Annotated in this window: 14 protein-coding genes and 1 tRNA gene; 11 read left to right on the top strand and 4 right to left on the bottom strand. The window is 72.9% G+C overall.

Annotated features, from left to right (window positions below; all coding sequences use genetic code 11):
• Nucleotides 1-399: 399 nt before the first annotated feature.
• Both OG852_RS32600 and OG852_RS32595 read left to right on the top strand, forming a co-directional pair.
• Nucleotides 400-1695 (top strand): cytochrome b/b6 domain-containing protein, encoded by a 1296-nt coding sequence (locus OG852_RS32600; protein WP_330349828.1) that lies wholly within the window; start codon nucleotides 400-402, stop codon nucleotides 1693-1695.
• Complete coding sequence (locus OG852_RS32595; protein ID WP_133911702.1) at nucleotides 1692-3302, top strand: NADH-ubiquinone oxidoreductase-F iron-sulfur binding region domain-containing protein; 1611 nt, start codon at nucleotides 1692-1694, stop codon at nucleotides 3300-3302. The genes OG852_RS32600 and OG852_RS32595 overlap by 4 nt, the downstream gene beginning before the upstream one ends.
• A gap of 157 nt (nucleotides 3303-3459) precedes the next feature.
• Here the strand turns inward: OG852_RS32595 and OG852_RS32590 are convergent.
• From OG852_RS32590 to OG852_RS32580, 3 genes are all read right to left on the bottom strand, one after another.
• A tRNA-Ala gene (locus tag OG852_RS32590) sits at nucleotides 3460-3532 on the bottom strand.
• A gap of 121 nt (nucleotides 3533-3653) precedes the next feature.
• Nucleotides 3654-3887, bottom strand: coding sequence for a hypothetical protein (locus tag OG852_RS32585; protein ID WP_003976229.1), 234 nt, complete (start codon nucleotides 3885-3887; stop codon nucleotides 3654-3656).
• A 3-nt stretch (nucleotides 3888-3890) separates the two neighbouring features.
• Nucleotides 3891-4067 (bottom strand): hypothetical protein, encoded by a 177-nt coding sequence (locus OG852_RS32580; protein WP_133911701.1) that lies wholly within the window; start codon nucleotides 4065-4067, stop codon nucleotides 3891-3893.
• A gap of 286 nt (nucleotides 4068-4353) precedes the next feature.
• On the opposite strand from OG852_RS32580, the gene OG852_RS32575 reads away from it, so the two are divergent.
• Nucleotides 4354-7731, top strand: a complete 3378-nt coding sequence (locus OG852_RS32575; RefSeq protein ID WP_330349827.1) for an AfsR/SARP family transcriptional regulator — start codon at nucleotides 4354-4356, stop codon at nucleotides 7729-7731.
• 126 nt (nucleotides 7732-7857) lie between these two features.
• Here the strand turns inward: OG852_RS32575 and OG852_RS32570 are convergent, their stop codons facing one another.
• A complete protein-coding gene (locus OG852_RS32570; protein ID WP_330349826.1) occupies nucleotides 7858-8865 on the bottom strand; it encodes a beta-ketoacyl-ACP synthase 3 in 1008 nt (335 codons plus the stop codon).
• A gap of 202 nt (nucleotides 8866-9067) precedes the next feature.
• Between OG852_RS32570 and OG852_RS32565 the strand changes: the two genes are divergently transcribed.
• The 8 genes from OG852_RS32565 to OG852_RS32530 all read left to right on the top strand — a co-directional run bounded on the left by OG852_RS32565 (nucleotide 9068) and on the right by OG852_RS32530 (nucleotide 17882).
• Nucleotides 9068-10570, top strand: a complete 1503-nt coding sequence (locus tag OG852_RS32565) for a DHA2 family efflux MFS transporter permease subunit (RefSeq protein ID WP_133911698.1) — start codon at nucleotides 9068-9070, stop codon at nucleotides 10568-10570.
• 206 nt (nucleotides 10571-10776) lie between these two features.
• On the top strand, nucleotides 10777-12510 hold the full coding sequence (locus OG852_RS32560; RefSeq protein WP_133911697.1) for an AMP-binding protein: 1734 nt from the start codon (nucleotides 10777-10779) through the stop codon (nucleotides 12508-12510).
• The gene (locus OG852_RS32555) at nucleotides 12507-13484 is read left to right on the top strand and encodes a ribonucleotide-diphosphate reductase subunit beta (protein ID WP_166663483.1); all 978 of its coding nucleotides are present in this window, start codon (nucleotides 12507-12509) and stop codon (nucleotides 13482-13484) included. The genes OG852_RS32560 and OG852_RS32555 overlap by 4 nt, the downstream gene beginning before the upstream one ends.
• Before the next feature lie 47 nt (nucleotides 13485-13531).
• Entirely contained in the window at nucleotides 13532-13795 is a 264-nt protein-coding gene (locus OG852_RS32550; protein WP_133911695.1) for an acyl carrier protein, read from the top strand.
• 31 nt (nucleotides 13796-13826) lie between these two features.
• Complete coding sequence (locus tag OG852_RS32545) at nucleotides 13827-14507, top strand: SGNH/GDSL hydrolase family protein (RefSeq protein ID WP_330349825.1); 681 nt, start codon at nucleotides 13827-13829, stop codon at nucleotides 14505-14507.
• Nucleotides 14507-16195 carry a GMC family oxidoreductase gene (locus tag OG852_RS32540; RefSeq protein WP_330349824.1) on the top strand — a complete coding sequence of 563 codons (1689 nt, stop codon included), beginning with the start codon at nucleotides 14507-14509 and terminating at the stop codon, nucleotides 16193-16195. The genes OG852_RS32545 and OG852_RS32540 overlap by 1 nt, the downstream gene beginning before the upstream one ends.
• Nucleotides 16192-16563, top strand: coding sequence for an SCP2 sterol-binding domain-containing protein (locus OG852_RS32535; protein ID WP_133911692.1), 372 nt, complete (start codon nucleotides 16192-16194; stop codon nucleotides 16561-16563). The genes OG852_RS32540 and OG852_RS32535 overlap by 4 nt, the downstream gene beginning before the upstream one ends.
• A gap of 56 nt (nucleotides 16564-16619) precedes the next feature.
• Nucleotides 16620-17882 carry an acyl-CoA dehydrogenase family protein gene (locus tag OG852_RS32530; RefSeq protein ID WP_133911691.1) on the top strand — a complete coding sequence of 421 codons (1263 nt, stop codon included), beginning with the start codon at nucleotides 16620-16622 and terminating at the stop codon, nucleotides 17880-17882.
• Nucleotides 17883-18099 lie beyond the last annotated feature (217 nt).

Here is an 18099-nt window from a genome sequence, read left to right as displayed (position 1 = left end):
TGCCGACTGCTGCGACGTCCCGGACTTCCCGGAAACGAAAAATCCCCTCGCACAGGAGGGGACGCCGCGCCGATGCCGAACCGTCCGGTCCACCGGCGTTCGGGACTGATCAGCGCGGCTCGCTAAGCAGAAGGCGTACGGCACGCATGGCGCTAGGGTACCGCAGGGGTTGAGCAAGCTGCGACGGACTTACGTATGACCTACGGACACCGGGCACACCCGGCCGAAGTTGAACAAAGGTCAAGGATTACTTCGCGTAACAGCAACTAAAGGGACATCGTCCCGCCCAGATGGTCACTTGATAACAACGCAATAACTCAAACCTCGTACCCATCGGTATGGAGCCGCTTAGAGTTCGGCAGCGGGACCGCTTTCCCGAAACTGCTCGGAGTTGCCCCCATGAACCCTCTTCTCAACAACAGCTCGCTCCCCAAACCCGGCCGGTCGGCCTACGGGGTGGCCTCGGCTGTCCTCCTGGTCCTCATACCCATCGTGGTGCTCGCCGGCGGGGACCAGGTCCAGGCCTTCCTCAACTTCGGCGCGGGCGTCCTGTCGCTGGTGTGCCTCACCTGCTCGGTCATCTGGGGCCTGGTCGCCCAGGACCGGCTGATCCTCAACACCCGTCAGCGCATCATCGCGCAGGGCATCCACCGGGTGACCGCCGTCGGCTCGATCGCCTTCCTCCTGGTGCACATCACCGTCAAGATCGCGCTGGAGCACACCGTCCTGCTCGCCGCGCTGATCCCGTTCTCCCAGGGCATCACCGGTATCGGCTTCCTGATCGGCCTCGGCTCCACGGCCGGCCTGCTCATGATCTTCGTCGGCATCACCGGCGCCCTGCGCAACCAGTTCGCCGCGCCGGCCGAGGTCGCCGCCCGCTGGCGCGCGATGCACATGCTGGCCTACCCGGCCCTGTGCGCCGCCCTCATCCACGGCCTCTACGCGGGTCGAGCGGCCAAGCCGTTCTTCATGATCTCCTACCAGCTCTGCCTGGTGGGCGTCATGGCGGCCCTGCTGCTGCGTGCCGCCCCGCGCCAGTTCAAGCGCAGGGTCGCCGACAAGATCACCATGATGATGGGCACCCAGGACCGCTACGCCATGGAGGGCCTGGAGGCCTCCCGCGCGCGGATGGCCGAGGGCGACTACGAGCGCCCCTCCCGGTCCTCGCGGGCGTCCCGGGACGACGCACGGGACGCCGGCCGGGGCGCCCCGCAGAGCTCGTCCCTGTTCGGCATGCCGGCCGGCGCGGACACCGGGGGCGGGTACGCCGCCGCCTACCGCTCGGCCAACATGCCCGGCGGGCAGCAGCCGTACGCGGGCGCGGCCGACCAGACCGCGCGGATGAACGTGTCCGACATGCAGGCCACCGCGGCGATGCCCCGCATGGACACCGGCGGCAGCACCTCGGGAAGCTGGCCGATCCCGTCCCCGCCGCCGGTCGGCGAGGCGCCCCCGTCGGCGTACGACCCGCTGCAGGACACCGGTTTCAACATCCCCGTCTACGGCAACGCGGGCCCCGCGGGGTACGGCGCACGTGATGTGTACGACACCGGTGAGACGAACGCCCAGTTCGGCACGTACAACTCGAACGACACGTACAACAGCGGTCCCGCCAGTGCACCATCGCCCGGAGCGTCCACGGACAATCCGGGTTCGGGCGAACCTTGGAACACGCCTTCCGGAGGCTATAGGTGAACGAGGCCCTGCCCGACGTCCCAGAAGTCCGCGTGGTCGGCCTTCCGCAGCTCACGTCGGGCTTCGACCTTGTCGAGAGACTTGACCTGCCCATGCACCTCAAGGTGCACGGGCCGCTCGAACCCATGGGCGGGGAGAAGCTCGCGCAGCTCTCCGAACGCATCAACCTCAAGGGACGCGGCGGCGCGGGCTTCCCGTTCCACAAGAAGCTGCGCTCGGTCGCCGACGCGGCGATCAAGCGCGGTGTCCGGCCGGTCGTCGTCGTCAACGGCAGCGAGGACGAACCGGCCTGCCGCAAGGACACGGTGCTGATCAACCGTGCCCCGCATCTCATCCTCGACGGCGCCCTCCTGGTCGCCGAGGCCCTCGGTGCCCGCACGCTCGTGGTGGGGGTCACCCGGGAGTCGACCGAGCGCTCCATGGAGGCCGCCCTGGCCGAGCGGGGCCTCGGCACCGGCCGTCGCTCGGCGCTGAAGGCCTTCGTCCAGCGCAACCCGATCCGCATGGTCACCGGCGCCGCCGCGTCGCTGATCCGCTCCATCGACGGCGGCCCGGCGATCCCGCCCGGCCGCAAGACCAGCGCCTCGCAGAGCGGCGTCGGCGGCGCCCCGACCCTGCTGTCCAACGCCGAGACGTTCGCCCAGCTCGCCATCGCCGCCCGCATCGGACCCGAGCGCTACGGCAACACCGGCCTCTACGACGAGCCGGGCACCGTCATGCTGACCGTCTCCGGCGCGGTCGCCCGCCCCATGGTGATCGAGGTCCCCACCGGCGTCCCGCTGCGGTACGTCCTTCAGCTCGCCGGCGCCCCGCCGGTGCCGCAGGGTGTGCTGACCGGCGGCTACCACGGCAAGTGGATCGACGCGGCGACCGTCAACGAGGCGGTCGTCTCCCGCAACTCCCTGGACGCGGTGGGCGGTGCGCTGGGCGCCGGCGCGATCCTGCCGATCAGCCAGGAGACCTGCCCGCTGGGCGAGTCGCTGCGGGTGGCGCAGTGGCTGGCCGACGAGAGCGCGGGACAGTGCGGTCCCTGCTACCTCGGTCTGCCCGCCGCCGCGCGCGGCATGGAGGACATCATCAACGGCGGCGGCCCGGCCGCGCTGGAGGCCCTCAAGCAGGTCGCCAAGAACGTCAAGCGGCGCGGGGCGTGCTCGCACCCCGACGGCTCCGCGATGTTCATCGAGTCGACCATCAAGGCGTTCACCGACGACCTCGCGGCGCATGTCCTCGGCAACGGCTGCGGACGGCCGGTGGAGGGCGTTCTCCCGCTCTTCGAGGAGGGCATGGCCCCCGCGGCCATCACGAGCGGCGGCGCGTCCCAGGACACCGGCGACAGCCGCCAGAAGATCTACGTCGACTGGACCCTGTGCCGGGGCCACGGTCTGTGCGCGGACATCCTCCCGGAGGTCTTCCAACTCGGCGCCGACGGATTCCCGACCGTGGCCCAGGCGAAGGTGCCGCGGTACGCGGAGGCGAAGGCGCTGCGCGCGGTGCGCCGCTGCCCGGCGCTCGCCCTGCGCCTGGAGGAGGACACGCGCGGCTCCGCGCCCGCCAAGAACCTCCCGGTGCTCTCCCAGGGCCGCGGCCGGCGCGCGCTCGGCCGCTGACCGCTCCCGCATCCGGAAGGGGCCGCCTGGAAACAGGCGGCCCCTTCGGCGTCGTAGAGGAGCCGTCGTGAAAGAGCCGTCGTAGAGGAGCCGTCGTAGAACAGAAACACACAAAAGATCCCGCCGGTCCGATCGGACCGGCGGGATCTTTCCGCTGTGGAGCTAAGGAGATTTGAACTCCTGACCCCCTGCATGCCATGCAGGTGCTCTACCAACTGAGCTATAGCCCCTTGCTTTGTTCCGCCCGGTTTCCCTGGCGGCGACGCCAACATTACACGGTCCGGGGGGTGGACCACCAAATCGTTTCCGGTCTGTCCGGTTTGACCGGAACTTCCAAGGAAGAAGTCCCGGTCAGGCCGTCACGAACGAATAGAACCGCTTGAGCGTGCAGTGCTCCTCGAGGAGCCGGCCGTAGATCGGCTCGCCCTCCAGTTCGCGGTACGTCTCGATGGGGTCCCCCTTTATGATCAGCGCCCGTGCGCATTCCTCGCACCAGTACTGGTAGTCGGGGTTGACCGGTTCCATGTCGCGGACGATCGGGGTGCCACTGCCGCACCAGTCGCACTTCCGCCTGTGGGCACCCATGAATCAGCTCCAGCTGTGGCCGCAGGCCGTGCACACGTAGGAGATCCCGCCGTTGTCGCCGAGGACTTGGGCCACGAAGGCGGAACCGCAGGAAGGGCAGCTGAGCCGGGTGGCCTTCTTGTCACGTCTCAACGCCGCTTCGGAGAGGTGGCCGACCTCTCCGAGGATGCTCGCAGGCATCGCTACTCCCTCCCGTCGGGCCGCGCCCCCTTCCGGCCGTTTGATTCTGCCACGGCCGGGCCAATACGGTCAGCGACGCCTCAGTACCAGTCCGGACACGGCAGCGCCTTCCGCAGAGGTATACGCCTGGTGGGGCCGTTCCGACTCAAGTGCGCCGCCGACGCGGGCGGCGGAATATCCCGGAGGGCTTTGCCACGTCACGCGGACTCCGGAATCCTTGAGGCCCCGACTGCGGAGGAGCACCACGGAAGCTTCGCGTCCGATCCACTCTCGAGCGGAGTCAACAGTGATCGACCTGCGGGTGCTGGGACCGGTACGGGCTCTGTCCGGCCGGCACGACCTGGACATCGGGCACGCACGCCAGCGCAGCCTGCTGGCGATCCTCCTGGTGGACGTGAACAACGTGGTGCCCACGGAACGGCTCAGCGAGCTGATGTGGGACGACCGTCCGCCGCGGGGGGCGCGCAACGCGCTCGCGGGGTACGCCCACCGGCTGCGCAAGGTCCTGGCCGCGGCACCCGGGCAACCGGTCCTCGCCTCCGAGGCCAACGGATACGTCCTGCGGGTCGATCCCACGGCCGTGGACCTGTACCGCTTCCGGGACCTGGCGGCCCGGGCCGCCGACGCCGGGAACGACGAGGAGCGCTCCCGGCTGCTGGCGGCCGCCCTGGCGCAGTGGTCGGGCGCCGCGCTCGGCGATCTCGGCGGCACCCATGTCGACTCGCTGCGCACCCCGCTGGAGGGCGAGCGGCAGACGGCCCTCCTGGACTACTACGACACCCGGTTACGGCTGGGCCGGCCCCAGGAGATCCTGCCTGCGCTGCAGCAGCTCACCGAGGAGCGGCCCTACGACGAGGAGCTGGCCCTCCGGCTGATCCGGGCCCACCGCGACAGCGGCAACCCGGCGGCGGCACTGCGCACCTACGAGGCCGTACGGTCCCGGCTCGCCCGAGAGCTCTCGACACGGCCCGGCGAGGCCCTGCGCCGGGCCGGGGAGCAGTTGCTGCGCCCGGCGCCCTCCCCTGCCGCGGAGGGCGGCACGACCCCGGTCGCCTCCCAGGCGCGCGAGCGGCTGCGGATGCCGGTCAGCAGCGGGTACTTCGCGGGCCGGGAGCGTGAACTGGACACGCTGGACGGGCTGTTGACACCCTCGCGCGGGACGGGCGGATCGCAGGGCACCAATCTCGCCGTGATCAGCGGAATGGCCGGGGCGGGCAAGACGACGCTCGCCCTGCGGTGGGCGCAGCGGGCGGGCGCCGCGTTCCCCGACGGGCAGTTGTTCGTGTCGCTGCGGGGCCACGAGCGGCATCTGCCGCCTCTCGAACCCTCCGAGATCCTCGTCTCGGTGCTGCTCGCGCTGGGCCTGCCGGCCGCGGACATCCCCTTCGGGCTCGACGAGCGGGCCGCGCTGTACCGGACGCTGCTGGTCGGCCGGCGGGTGCTGCTCGTCCTGGACGACGCGGCGAGCCCCGAACAGGTACGTCATCTGCTGCCGCCGAGCGTCGACGGCAGCGCGGTCCTGGTGACCAGCCGGGAGCGGCTGCCGGGGCTGACCGCGACCTACTTCGCGGGTGAGGTGCTGCTGGACGCCCTCGACGACGCGTCGGCGCTGAAACTGCTGGTCTCGCTGGTGGGCAGTGCGCGCGTGGCGAGGGAGCCGGAGGCGGCGACCCGGATCGTCCAGGCCTCCGGGCGGCTGCCGCTGACCGTGCGGCTCAGCGGCGCCTATGCCGCGAGCCACCCCGAGGAACCGCTGGGCCGGCTTCTCGCGCAGGTCCCGACGACGGACGGCGCGGACGCGCACGGGGCGATGGGGCGGGCGCTGGACCTGTCGTACGGCAAGCTGACCGGGGTGCAGCGGTATCTGTTCCGGCGGCTCGGGGTGGTGCCGGGCACGGAGTTCGGCCGGGAGACGGTCGCGGCGCTCGCGAACTGCTCGTTCGCCGTGCTCGAGGAGGCGATCGGGGCGCTCGTTCGGGCCAATCTGCTCGCCGAGTACGGGCCGCGCCGCTATCGGATGCACGACATGGTGAAGGAGTACGCGGTCGGGCGCGCCACCGAGGAGGATCCGTGGGAGGCGCGCCGGGACGTCCTGCTGCGGCTGCTGGAGTGGTACCGGGAGGCGGTGGAGCGGGCGAGTCTCGCCGACGGGATCCAGATGTCGGGGGTGCACCGGGGGGCGGCCGTGGCGGCGCTCACGCCGTGGGGCGGGCGGCCGCTGACGGGGACCGGTCCGGGCGGGAAGGACGCGGAGGAGGACGGGGCGGGGCGGACCGGCGCGGCGGGCGACGGTGACGAGGACGCCTCCGGGAGCAGGGGCCCGGACATCGACGTGGCCTGGCTCGACCGGGAGAAGACCAATCTGTGCGCGGCCATCAGGCTCGCCTCCGAGCTGGGGCTGGGGCCGGCGAGCTGGCGGCTGGCCGACGCGATGCTGGGCTACATACGGCTGCATCCCGGCGGCGACGACTGGTCCACGGCGGTGGAAGCGGCGCAGCGGGCGGCCGCCCGGGCGGGCCATGAGCGGGCGAACACGGCGATGCTGCTGAACGTCGCCGACTCGCGGTACCGGGAGGGCCGTCATCGCTCCGAGCGGCAGCGGGCCCGGGAGGCGCTGACGGTGAGCCGGGGCGCGTCCTGGCGGGCCGGGGAGGCGTTGTCGTTGGCGGTGCTCGGCCGGTCGTACTGGTCGGTGGGGGTGCTGGGGCTCGCGGACCGGTACATGCGGGCGGCCCTGCGCATCCACGAGGAGCTGGGGGACCTCGCGGGGCAGGCCAACGCGGTGGCCCGGCTGGCCCGCAACGCCTACGACGCCGGCGCTCCCGCCTCGGCGCTGCGCGGCTTCCGGGACGCGCTGCGGCTCGCGGAGCGGTCGGGGTCGCGGTTCGGGCAGATCCGGCTGCCCGCCTACGTCGCGTTGTCGCTGCGTCAGTTGGGGGAGCACGCGGAGGCGCAGCAGTGGTGCGAGCTGGCGATGCTGACGAGCCGTGAGATGGACTTCCACGAGGGGATGGCCATCGCGCTGTCCTGCCGGGCGGAGCTCTTCGGCGACCTGGGCGCGCACGCCGAGGCGGTGACCTCGGCGCGCGAGGCGCATGTGGCGATCCCGCATCTGTCCGACCCGCGCATCGAGGCGGACTGTCTGATCCGGCTGGGCAGTGTGGAGGCGGCGGCCGATCACGCGGAGCTGGCCATGCGGAGTTTCGGCAGGGCGCTGTTGATGGCGGAGCAGATCGACTATCCGCAGGCGGCGGCGCGCGCGCAGGCCGAGAGCGCGTCGGCGTATGTGCGGCTGGGGCTGTACGAGGAGGCGCTGGCCGCCTGCCGGCGGGCGCGGCGCGTCCTGCGGGGCTGCGACATGCGGCTCGTGCGGGCGCAGACCCTCATGGCGGAGGCGGACTGCGCCCTGGCCTCGGGCCGGTGCGCGGCGGCGATCGCGAACTACCGGCAGGCGGCCGCGCTGTACCGGGTGGCGGGCCACCGTCTGGGCGAGATCCGCGCCCTGCTGTCCTGGGGCCGGGCCTCCGCCACGGCCCCCCACCACGGCGACCCGTCCCGCCCGTGGAGACACGCCCTGCGCCTGGCCGCCCCCCTGGCCGTCCCGGAGGCCGACACCCTGCGCACCCTGCTGCACGGCACGGGGCCGACGCCGACGTACGTCTGACACCCCGGCGACACCCCGGCGGCGCCCCGGTGGGTCGCGGGCGCCCCGGTGGGCCTCGGGCGCCCCGCACCGACGGCCCGCTCGCTGCGCGGGCGGGCCTCGCACCCGGGGCGGGCGGGGGTGGGGTCAGGGCATGCGGATCACCATGCCCGCGTAGGTCAGACCCGCGCCGAAGCCGAGGACGGCGGCCAGGTCGCCCTCGGCGAGCGTGCCGGAGGTGCGCAGGCGGTCCAGGGCGAGGGGGATGGAGGCCGCGGAGGTGTTGCCCTGGTCGACGATGTCGCGGGCCACGGCGACCTCGGCGGGGAAGCCGACGCTCTGCGCGACCGCCTCGATGATGCGCAGGTTGGCCTGGTGCGGGACGAAGGCCTGGACGTCGGCCGGGCCGACCCCGGAGCGGGCGAGGATCTCCCGGACGACGTCGGGCAGGTGGGTCACCGCCCAGCGGAAGACGGAGGAGCCCCGCATCCGGATGACCGCACGGCCCGGCTCCGGCTCCTCCCGTACGGTGATCGCGTCCCGCATCGCGGGGTCCGTCCCCCACACCACGGGGCCGATACCGGGTTCCGTGCCACGGCCGACGAGGGCCGCGCCCGCTCCGTCCGAGAACAGGAACGCGGTCGAGCGGTCCCGCGGGTCGAGGATGTCCGACATGCGCTCGACGCCGATGACGAGGCAGGTCCGTGCCTGACCGCCGGCGACGGACGCGGCGGCCAGCGCGAGCCCCACGGTGAAGCCGGCGCAGGCCGCGCCGACCTGCCAGGCGGCCGCGGGCACGCCGAGCCGGCGGCCGATCTCCGCGGCCAGTTCGCCGGGTGGGGCGCCGGAGCCCGCCGGACCGGCGTCCGACATGGTGGCGACGAGGATCTGGTCGATCTCGCCCGGGTCGACGCCGGCGTCGGCGAGCGCCTTGCCGGCGGCGGTCGCGCCCATCTCGGCGAGGGTCTCCCCGGGCCCGGCGAAGCAGCGGGTGCTGATGCCGCTGCGGCGCAGGATCCACTCGGGGGACGAGTCGAGGGTGCGGCAGATCTCCTCATTGGTGACGATCCGTCGGGGCCGGTAGGCCCCGATGCCGAGCAGGGCCGCGGGGTGGCGGGCCGGTCCGGGGGCGGGTACGGCGTGCGTGGTGTTCACACGGACTCCTTCGCAGCTGCTTGTTCTGCTCCTGCTTGCTCCCTTCGCAGGCATTACGCGCGGGGACCGCGCCACCCCCTGTGACACCCGCTGTGACACCGCCGCGACCCTGCGCACGGATTCCGCTTGACAACTACATACCTACGGTATGTACTCACATACCCAAGGAATGTTTGTGGGTAGTTAGTTGGAGGGATCGACAGTGACCTCAGGCACGCTTGCGTCTCGCGCCGAGCCGTCGAGCGCGGGGAAGACGCTGCTGCTGACGTCGGCAGCCACGTTCATGGCCTTCCTCGACACGACGATCGTCAACGTGGCCTTCCCGGCCCTGCACGAGGACTTCCCCAAGGAGTCCGTGACCGACCTGACCTGGGTGGTGACCAGTTACGGCATCCTCTTCGCGGCCCTGCTGACGCCGGCCGGACGCTTCGCCGACATCCTCGGCCGACGCAACCTCTTCCTCTGGTCGCTCGGCGTCTTCAGCGCCGCCTCGCTGGCCTGCGCCCTCGCCCCCAACGTCGAGACCCTCATCGCGGCCCGCGCCGTGCAGGGCATCGGCGCGGCCGGCATGATCCCCGCCGCACTGGGACTCGTCCTGTCCGAGACACCGGCCGAGAAACGCGCCGAGGCCATCGGCATCTGGGGAGCGGCCGGCTCCATGGCCGCGGCCGCGGGACCCTCGCTGGGCGGTCTCCTGGTCAGTGAGATCGACTGGCGCGCCGTGTTCGTGCTGAACGTCCCGATCGGCCTCGCCGTGATCGCGGCCGGACTGAAGCTGCCCAAGCGCGCGGTCGAGGACTCCAAGCTGCCCGACCTCCTCGGCACCGCCACCATCACCCTCGGCATCGCCGGCATCGTCATCGGTCTGACCAAGGGCGGCGACTGGGGCTGGGACGCGGCGAAGACCTGGATCTGGATCGGCGCCGGCGTCCTCTTCGTGGCCCTGTCGCTGCTGCGCTCGCGCTCCCACGAGGCCCCGGCGGTGGAGACCGAGCTGTGGCGCACCCCGATGTTCGCGGCGGCCAACCTGACCTCGTTCCTGCTGGGCGCCGGGCTGTTCGTCTGGTTCCTCTCCGGCCCGCTGTACCTCACCACGATCTGGCACTACTCCGTGCTCAAGGCCGGTCTCGCCGTCACCCCGGGCGCCGTGCTCTCCGCCGTCGCCGCCATCTCGGTCGGCCGCCGGGTGCCCCCGGAGAAGCAGCGGCCGGTGATCGTCGTCTCCGCGCTCGCCTTCCTCGGACTGAGCTTCTGGGCGTACTACGGCCTCGGCGGCGAGGAGAAGTTCCTGGCCCTGTGGCTGCCGTACGGCGCCCTCGGCGGAGCGGTGATCGGCGCCGCGCTCACCAGCGTGACGACCGCCGCCTCCATCTCCGTGCACCCGCTGAAGTTCGCCACCGGCACCGGGATGAACACCACCGCGCGCCAGTTCGGCGGATCCGTCGGCGTCGCCTCGATGGCGGCGGTGTTCGCGGCCGGCGACCTGAGCACCCCCGATCCGTACCTGGACGCGTTCCTGCTGGCCGGCATCTTCATCGCCGCCTCCGCGGTGCCCGCGCTCTGGCTGTTCACCAAGAAGTCCATGGCCCAGATCGCCGAGACCCAGCGGCAGATCCAGGCCTATATGAAGGCGCAGGCCGAGGCCGCCGCCAAGGCCGCCGCGGCGCAGGCCGCCGACGGAACGCCCGCGGTGGACCGGGCCTGACCCCGGCTCACCCTCCCCCACCGGCCGCGACCCACACCCCCCGCGGCCGCGGCCGGTCCCGGGCGGGGCCGCGGTCTCGGACCCGCGGCCCCGCCCAGCGCGTTCCCGTACGACACCGCTTCCGAAACTCCCGGATTTCCCACGAGGGGGCGGCCCTACCAGCCCGTAACACAGGACGAGAGCCCATCGGTTCATGAGGGGAATTGATGAACACAGTCCTCGACTGGCTGGACTCCCCCGCACCCGAGCGCGGAATCCACTACCACCGAAACGGCGACTGGCACCTGCGTACCTACGCCGGCATCGCCGAGGCGGCCCGCAGCACGGCCGCCTTCCTGCACGCGAACGGCGTCACCCGAGGCGTCGTGTCCCTGCTGATCGAGGAGCCCGAGACCTTCGTACCGGCGTTCCTCGGTGTCATGTACGCGGGGGCCACCCCGTCCCCGATCGCCTCGCCCGTCACCTTCGGCGGCCACGAGGCCTTCACCGAGCACGCGGCCGCCGTCCTCGGCGCCGCCGAACCGGCCGCCGTCCTCACCGACGCGGCCCTGGCCCCGCTCGCCGCCACGGCGTGCGCGAAGGCCGGCACGGGCACACCCCTCGTGCTGCCCGACCCGGCCGAGCTGCCCGCCGCCGGATCCCTGGCGCGCCGCACCGCGGACCTCGCGCTGCTGCAGTTCACGTCCGGTTCCAGCGGCACCCCCAAGGGGGTCCGGGTCACCGGCGAGAACCTCACCGCCAACGTCCGCGCCATCCACGGCTGGCTGGGCGTGAACAGCGAGGACTCCTGCTCGTCCTGGCTGCCGCTGTACCACGACATGGGCCTGATCGGGACGTTCCTGGGTTCCGTCGTGGCCCAGATCGACCTGTGGCTGATGAGCCCGGTCGACTTCATCCGCTCCCCGGCCCGCTGGCTCGACTGCCACGGCCGGCACGGGGTGACCATCACCACCGCCCCCAACTTCGGCTACGGATACGCCACCTCGCGGGTCCGCGAGGAGGAGCTGGCGGGCACGGACTTCTCGGCGTGGCGGGTCGCCATGAGCGGCGCCGAGCGCGTGGACGCGCGGGTGGTCGCCGACTTCGCCGCGAAGCTCGCCCCGTACGGCTTCGACTCCCGGGCGCTCGCCCCCTGCTACGGCATGGCGGAGACGACGCTCGCCGTCACCGGCGTACGCCCCGGAACGGGTGCGCGGATCGTCCGCACGGCGGGCCCGCTCGCCACCGGGGCGCCGGTGACCGTCACCGACACGGGCGTGCTCGGCGTCGACCGCCCCGAGGACCCCGCGCGCTGGATCGCCGGCTGCGGCACCCCGGTGCCCGAGACGGCCGTGGACGTCGTCGACGAGGACGGCGCACCGCTGCCCGACGGCACGTTCGGCGAGATCCGGGTCCGCGGGACCTCCGTGGCCGACGGCTACCAGTCGCCCGATCCGGCGGCGAGCGAGCCCTTCGGCGAGGACGGACTGCGCACCGGCGACGCCGGGTTCCTGTACGACGGCGAGCTGTACGTCGTCGGGCGGATCGGCGACAGCCTCAAGGTCCGCGGCCGCAAGGTGCACGCCGAGGACGTGGAGGCGGCGCTCGTCTCGCTGCCGGGGGTGCCGCCCGGCCGCTGCGCGGTGGCGCTCGGCACCCGCGACGCACGCTCCGGCGCCGTCGTCGTCGTGGAGGCGCCCGGCGAGGCATGGCTGGAGGCCGTGACCGGCGTCCTGCGCTCCGCCCTGGACACCACCGTCGACGTGACCGTGGTCCGGGCCCGCCGCGGCACCATCCCGCGCACCTCCAGCGGCAAACCGCGCCGCCGGCTGCTGTGGCGTCAGGCCGCCGAGGGCACCCTCGCGGGCGACGTACTCCACTCCACGCACCCGACGCACCGCCCGGCACCACCGAAGGCACCGCAACCGACCGCGACACACCTGGATGGGGCAGCGACATGAGCGTCACGACCGCCGGGCTGGTTCTCGACGTCACCGAGACGGCCCCCGAAGCCACCGCCGAACAGCGCGGCCGGCTGGCGAACTCCGCCGACCTGTACCGCCGTTGGGAGCGCCAGCAGTGGGCCGTCGCCCAGGTCGCCCCCGCCGGGGACGCCGCGACCTGGCAGGCGCTCAGCCCCTTCTCGCGCGCCCAGATGCTCGGCTCGCTGGCCGAGCTGGAGGTGGGCGAGGTCACGGTCACCCACACCCTGGGCGCCCTGATCGACGCGCCGCCCACCGAGGACGACCGGATCTTCCTGTGCACGCAGCTCGCCGACGAGGCCCGGCACGTGCGGTTCTTCCAGACGTATCTGGAGGACGCGTGCGGTGCCTCCCTCGACGAGGCCGAGGACGGCGCCGACTACGCGGAGGTGTTCGCGCCGGTGCTCACCCGGGCGACCGACGCGGTACGGGCCGACCACGAGGACCGCGAGTCCTGGTACCGGGCGCTCGTCTACTACCACCTGATCACCGAGGGCGTCCTCGCGGCGACGGCGCTGCGCACCACCCGCTTCCTCGCCAAGCGGCTGAAGCTGGACGCCCTGGAGGAAGGGCTGACGAACGTGACGCGGGACGAGTCGCGTCATGTCTCCTTCGGGCTGCGCGCCGCCCAGGACGGCGTCGCCGGCGGCTTCGCCCAGGTGGTGGAGGACGCGCACTTCGAGTCGCTGGGCGCGGCGGCCTGGGTGCTGATCGGCCCCTCCCGGCACAACCCGTCCCCGGCGATCCGCGTCGCCCTGCTCAGCCGCGCCGCCCAGCTGCGCGGCAGCGTCGAGATCGCCCGCGAGCGCCTGGTCAAGCAGCTGCGCCTGGTGGGACTGCCGCACCTGGTGGAGAAGGCCGGCGACGCCTGGGACCTCGCGATCGACACCGCCCTCGACGCCTACGAGGAGCGCTGGAACGCCCCGCACCCGATCCGCGCCGCCGCGGCCTGACGAACCACCGGACCACCACACCACCAGCAGAGAGGGACGAAGAGGACATGGACAGCACCACGTTGCGCGCGCAGGTCCGGCGGATCGTCGGGGAGATGAGCCCGCTCGGCGCCCGCGAGGCGAGTTCCGAGGACCGTCTCGTCGAGGAGCTCGGCTACGACTCGCTCGCCGTCATCGAGCTCTCGCTCCGCATCGAGCAGGAGTTCGCCCTGGTCGACCTCGGCACGGGCGGCACGCCCGACATCACGACGGTCAAGGACATCGAGGACTTCGTCGACCAGCAGCAGGCGGTGCCGAGCGACGCCGCCTGATCCACCCATCCCAGAGAGGTACCACGAGAAGATGACGACCCACGATCTGCGCAGTGAGGCGGACGACCCGCTGGCGCTCTCGCACGACGAGTCCGTCCGGCTGCTGCGCGGGGCGCCCTGGCAGCGGTTCGCCGTGATCGGCGACAGTTTCGCCGCCGGGCTCGGCGATCCCAGCCCCGGGTACGCCACCGTGCCGTGGCCGGAGCGGATCTCGGCCGCGCTCAGCGCCGGCAAGCCCGACTTCGGCTATCTGAACACCGGGGTCAAGGGCAAACGGGCCGGTGAGGTGCGCGCCGAGCAACTGGAGCGGGTCCTGGCCTTCAAGCCCGATCTCGTGAACGTGGCGGCGGGGGGCAACGACCTGTTCGACGCCGAGCCGGACCTCGACGGCGTCGAGGCCGACCTGGACGCCATGTACGGGGCGCTGCGCGCGCAGGGCGCGGACATCTTCTCGTTCACGGTGACCAACGTCTTCGAGTCGGTACCGGAGCTGGCGGTCTTCAGCGACCGTACGGCGGCTCTGAACGACCGTATCCGCGCGGTCGCGGGGCGGCACGACGCCGTGCTGATCGAGATGTGGCACCACCCGGTGCGGCTGCGGCCCAACCTGATGAGCGCCGACGGCATCCACTTCGCGATGGAGGGCCACGCCGCCCTCGCGGCGGAGATCGTGAAGGCCCTGGGCGCCCGGATCTCGGACCGGACGAACTGATGGGCGGCGACCGCACGGTACGCCACATCGTCGTCGGCGCGGGCTCGGCCGGCTGTGTGCTGGCGGACCGGCTCAGCGCCGGGGACGACGGAGAGGTGCTGCTGATCGAGGCCGGCGGCCCGGACCGGCGCGCCGAGATCAGCATCCCCGCCGCGTTCCCTGCCCTGTTCGGCTCCCCCGCGGACTGGGGCTACCGTACGGTCGCCCAGCCGGGCCTCGACGGCCGCGCCCTGAACTGGCCCCGCGGCCGCACGCTCGGCGGCTCGTCCTCCCTCAACGCCCAGATCTGGACCCGCGGCCACCGCGCGGACTTCGACGGCTGGGCCGAGGAGGAGGGCTGCGCGGGCTGGTCGGCGGCGGAGGTGACGCCGTACTTCACCCGCGCCGAGGACCGCTCGGGTTCCGGCGGCGCCGACTCCGATGGGGTCGGCGGGCGGGGCTACGGCTCCGGGGGGCCGATTCGGATCGAGGACCTGCGGGATCCGAGTCCGGCCACCGCCGAGTTCCTGGCCGCCTGCGCCGAGGCGGGGCTGCCCGCGCTGGACGACGGGCGGCCGCTGGAGCCTGAGGGGGCCGGGCCGGTGCGGGCCACCCAGCGCGGGGGACGGCGGTGGAGCGCGGCCGACGGATATCTGCGGCCCGCCTCGCGCCGGGCGAACCTGAGCGTCCTCACGGACGTCCGCGTCGAACGGATCCTGATCGAGAACGGCCGCGCGGTCGGCGTCGCCTGCACGACGCCCGACGGACCGCTCGTCGTACGCGCCGAGGGCGAGGTCGTCCTCGCGGCGGGGGCGATCGGCTCGCCGCAGCTGCTGATGCTGTCCGGCGTGGGCGACGCGGACGAGCTGCGCCGGCACGGCATCCGGGTGCACGCGCACTCCCCGCGGGTGGGCCACCGCCTCGCCGACCACCTCTACGTCCCCCTGGCCTTCGAGGCCGACGGCCGTGTCACCCCCGGTGTCACCGACCGGCAGGGCGAGATCGGGGAGTTCCTGCGCGGCCGGCGCGGGCGGCTCACGTCCAATCTCGCGGAGGCCGTGGCGTTCCTGCGCAGCGACCCCGAACTGGCGGCGCCGGACCTGGAGTTCGTGTGGATGCTGGTGCCGTTCCTCGACCAGGGGAAGGCCCCGCGCACCCATGGCGTCACGCTGGGCGTGGTCCTGCTGCGGCCCCGCAGCCACGGCACGGTCCGGCTCGCCTCGGCGGACCCGGCGGCCCACCCGGTGATCGACCCGCGCTATCTCTCCGACCCGGACGGCGACGACCTGCGCGTCCTCACCGAGGGCGTGCACCGGGCCCAGCACGTCCTGACCCGGCCCGCGCTCGCGGCCCGGCTCGGCAGGCCGCTGACACCGGGCGCACTGGATCCCGACCCGGGGACGGTGCACACGGTGACCCGGACCCACGCGGAGACCCTGTACCACCCCGTCGGCACCTGCGGCATGGGGGCGGACCCCGAGGCCGTGCTCGATCCGGCGCTGCGGGTGCGGGGCGTGGCCGGCCTGCGGGTCGTCGACGCCTCCGCGCTGCCCTCCCTGCCCCGCGGCCATACGCACGCGCCGACCGTGATGCTCGCGGAACGCGCGGCCGAACTGATCCTGGCCGACGGCTCCGCCCCCCGCCCGGCCTCAGCAACACCCCCGGAATCAACCTCAGCAACGACCTCACGAAAGGCAGTACGACTGTGACCGTCCAGGACGCGCAGCTGTTCATCGACGCCTTCCGCGCGGCCCTCGCCGACGCCGAGTTCGCCGCCCTGCTCAAGGAGCGCGACTTCTCGCTCCAGTTCGTCGTCACCGGGGCCGCCGACACGGCCTTCCTGCTGGACTCCGACGGGGTGCACGACGGCGCGCCGCACCCGGCGAGCCTGCGTCTGGAGGTGCAGGCCGAGGCGCTGCACCTCGTCCTCCTCGGACAGCTCGGCGTGACCCGTGCCATCGTCGCCCGCCGTCTCGTCGTCAAGGGCCCCGTCGCCCGGGTGCGCTCCCTCGCGGACTATCTGCCGGTGCTCGGGCGCGAGTACGCCCGGCTCGCCCTGGCGCCCGCCGCTTCCTGACCCGCACGCCCGCCGCCGACGACCCGATCGCCCGCCACCACAGAAAGCGGACCACTGTGATCGCCACCACCACGACCGTCGTTCCGAACGCCCCGACCCTGTCCGATCTGCGCGCCCTCGACGCGGCGGCGATGCCCTCGATGTTCCGGCTGCCGCCCGAGGTCGAGGAACTCCGTGACGAAGTGCGCGAGTTCGCGCAGACCGTGGTGAAGCCACGGGTTCTCGACAACGACCTCGCCCCGGCCGACGACTTCGACTGGGAGATGGTCGAGGCCGGCCACCGGCTGGGCCTGCTGCGGCTGACCACGCCCAAGGAGTTCGGCGGACGCGGCATGGGCGTGCTCGGCGTGGCCGTCGCCATGGAGGAGCTGGCGTCGGTCTGCGCCAGCACCGCGCTGATCTTCGGCGCCTCGCTGCTCGGCCAGACGTCGGTGCTGTTCTCCGGCGACCAGCAGCTCCAGGCCCGGTTCCTGCCGTCGTTCCTCGGCGACAAGCCGGTCCTCGCCTGCAACGCCATCACCGAGGAGACCGCGGGCTGCGACCTGCTGATACCGGAGCACGCGGAGCTCGCCGAGGACGTGATGACGGCGCGCCGCGACGGCGACCACTTCGTCCTGAACGGCGTCAAGCGCTTCATCACCAACGGCAAGGTCGCCGAGTGGGCGGCCGTGTTCGCCAACATCGAGGGCAACCCGGGCGCCACCGGGCTGACCGTGTTCATCGTGCCGCTGGACAGCGAGGGCGTCACCCGGGGCGCGGTCGCCGACAAGATGGGGTACCGGGCCTGCCTGGGCACCACGCTCCACTTCGAGGACGTCCGGGTGCCGGAGGAGAACATCGCCTTCGGCGAGGGCGGTGCCTGGAACTACCTCACCCTCCAGTCCAACCAGGCCCGTTCGATCGTCGCCGCGATCTCCACCGGGGTGGCCCGGGGTGCCTTCGAGATCGCCAAGGAGTTCGCGGGCGAGCGGGTGCAGGCCGGAAAGCCGCTGTACGAGCACCAGTTCACGGCCCGCAAGCTCGCCGAGATGTCCGCGAAGATCGAGGCCTCGCGGCTGCTGTACCTCCAGGCCGCCTACCAGGCCGACAACATGCTGCCGGCGCCCGTCTACGGGCCCGCCGTCGCCAAGCTGTTCGCCGACCGCGCGGCGATCGAGGTGGCCGAGGAGGCGATGTCGATCGTGGGGGCCCGCGGCTACTGCCGTGACCACGCGGTGGAGAAGCTGGTCCGCGAGTCCTTCGGCGCCCGCATCTACGAGGGCACCCCGGAGGTCCTGGCCCTGGCGATCACCGGCGCCCTGTACGGACGACGGCTGTGACCCCGGCCCGCACGACGGGCCGTACACCAGGCGGTACGACGCCCCGCCGCCCCCGGCCCACCACGCCACCCCCCACGACGCCCCCGCCGCCCAGACCCCGGGCCGCCGCCGGCCTCTCGGGCCCGGGTGCCCGCGCCGCCGCCACGCTCTCCGCCACCCGCTACATCGAGGCCACCCTGGCCACGACGGCCCGCTTCTCCGGCCTGGTCCTGGACCT

This window comes from Streptomyces sp. NBC_00582 (assembly GCF_036345155.1).
GTDB lineage: Bacteria > Actinomycetota > Actinomycetes > Streptomycetales > Streptomycetaceae > Streptomyces.
This window is presented reverse-complemented; position numbering and strand designations above follow the sequence as displayed.

What these genes read in the sequence shown, in the direction of transcription:
- OG852_RS32600 (WP_330349828.1), top strand. Translation starts at nt 400, where the DNA reads ATGAACCCTCTTCTCAACAACAGCTCGCTCCCCAAACCCGGCCGGTCG.
- OG852_RS32585 (WP_003976229.1), bottom strand. Translation starts at nt 3,887, where the DNA reads ATGGGTGCCCACAGGCGGAAGTGCGACTGGTGCGGCAGTGGCACCCCG.
- OG852_RS32580 (WP_133911701.1), bottom strand. Translation starts at nt 4,067, where the DNA reads ATGCCTGCGAGCATCCTCGGAGAGGTCGGCCACCTCTCCGAAGCGGCG.
- OG852_RS32560 (WP_133911697.1), top strand. Translation starts at nt 10,777, where the DNA reads ATGAACACAGTCCTCGACTGGCTGGACTCCCCCGCACCCGAGCGCGGA.
- OG852_RS32555 (WP_166663483.1), top strand. Translation starts at nt 12,507, where the DNA reads ATGAGCGTCACGACCGCCGGGCTGGTTCTCGACGTCACCGAGACGGCC.
- OG852_RS32550 (WP_133911695.1), top strand. Translation starts at nt 13,532, where the DNA reads ATGGACAGCACCACGTTGCGCGCGCAGGTCCGGCGGATCGTCGGGGAG.
- OG852_RS32545 (WP_330349825.1), top strand. Translation starts at nt 13,827, where the DNA reads ATGACGACCCACGATCTGCGCAGTGAGGCGGACGACCCGCTGGCGCTC.
- OG852_RS32540 (WP_330349824.1), top strand. Translation starts at nt 14,507, where the DNA reads ATGGGCGGCGACCGCACGGTACGCCACATCGTCGTCGGCGCGGGCTCG.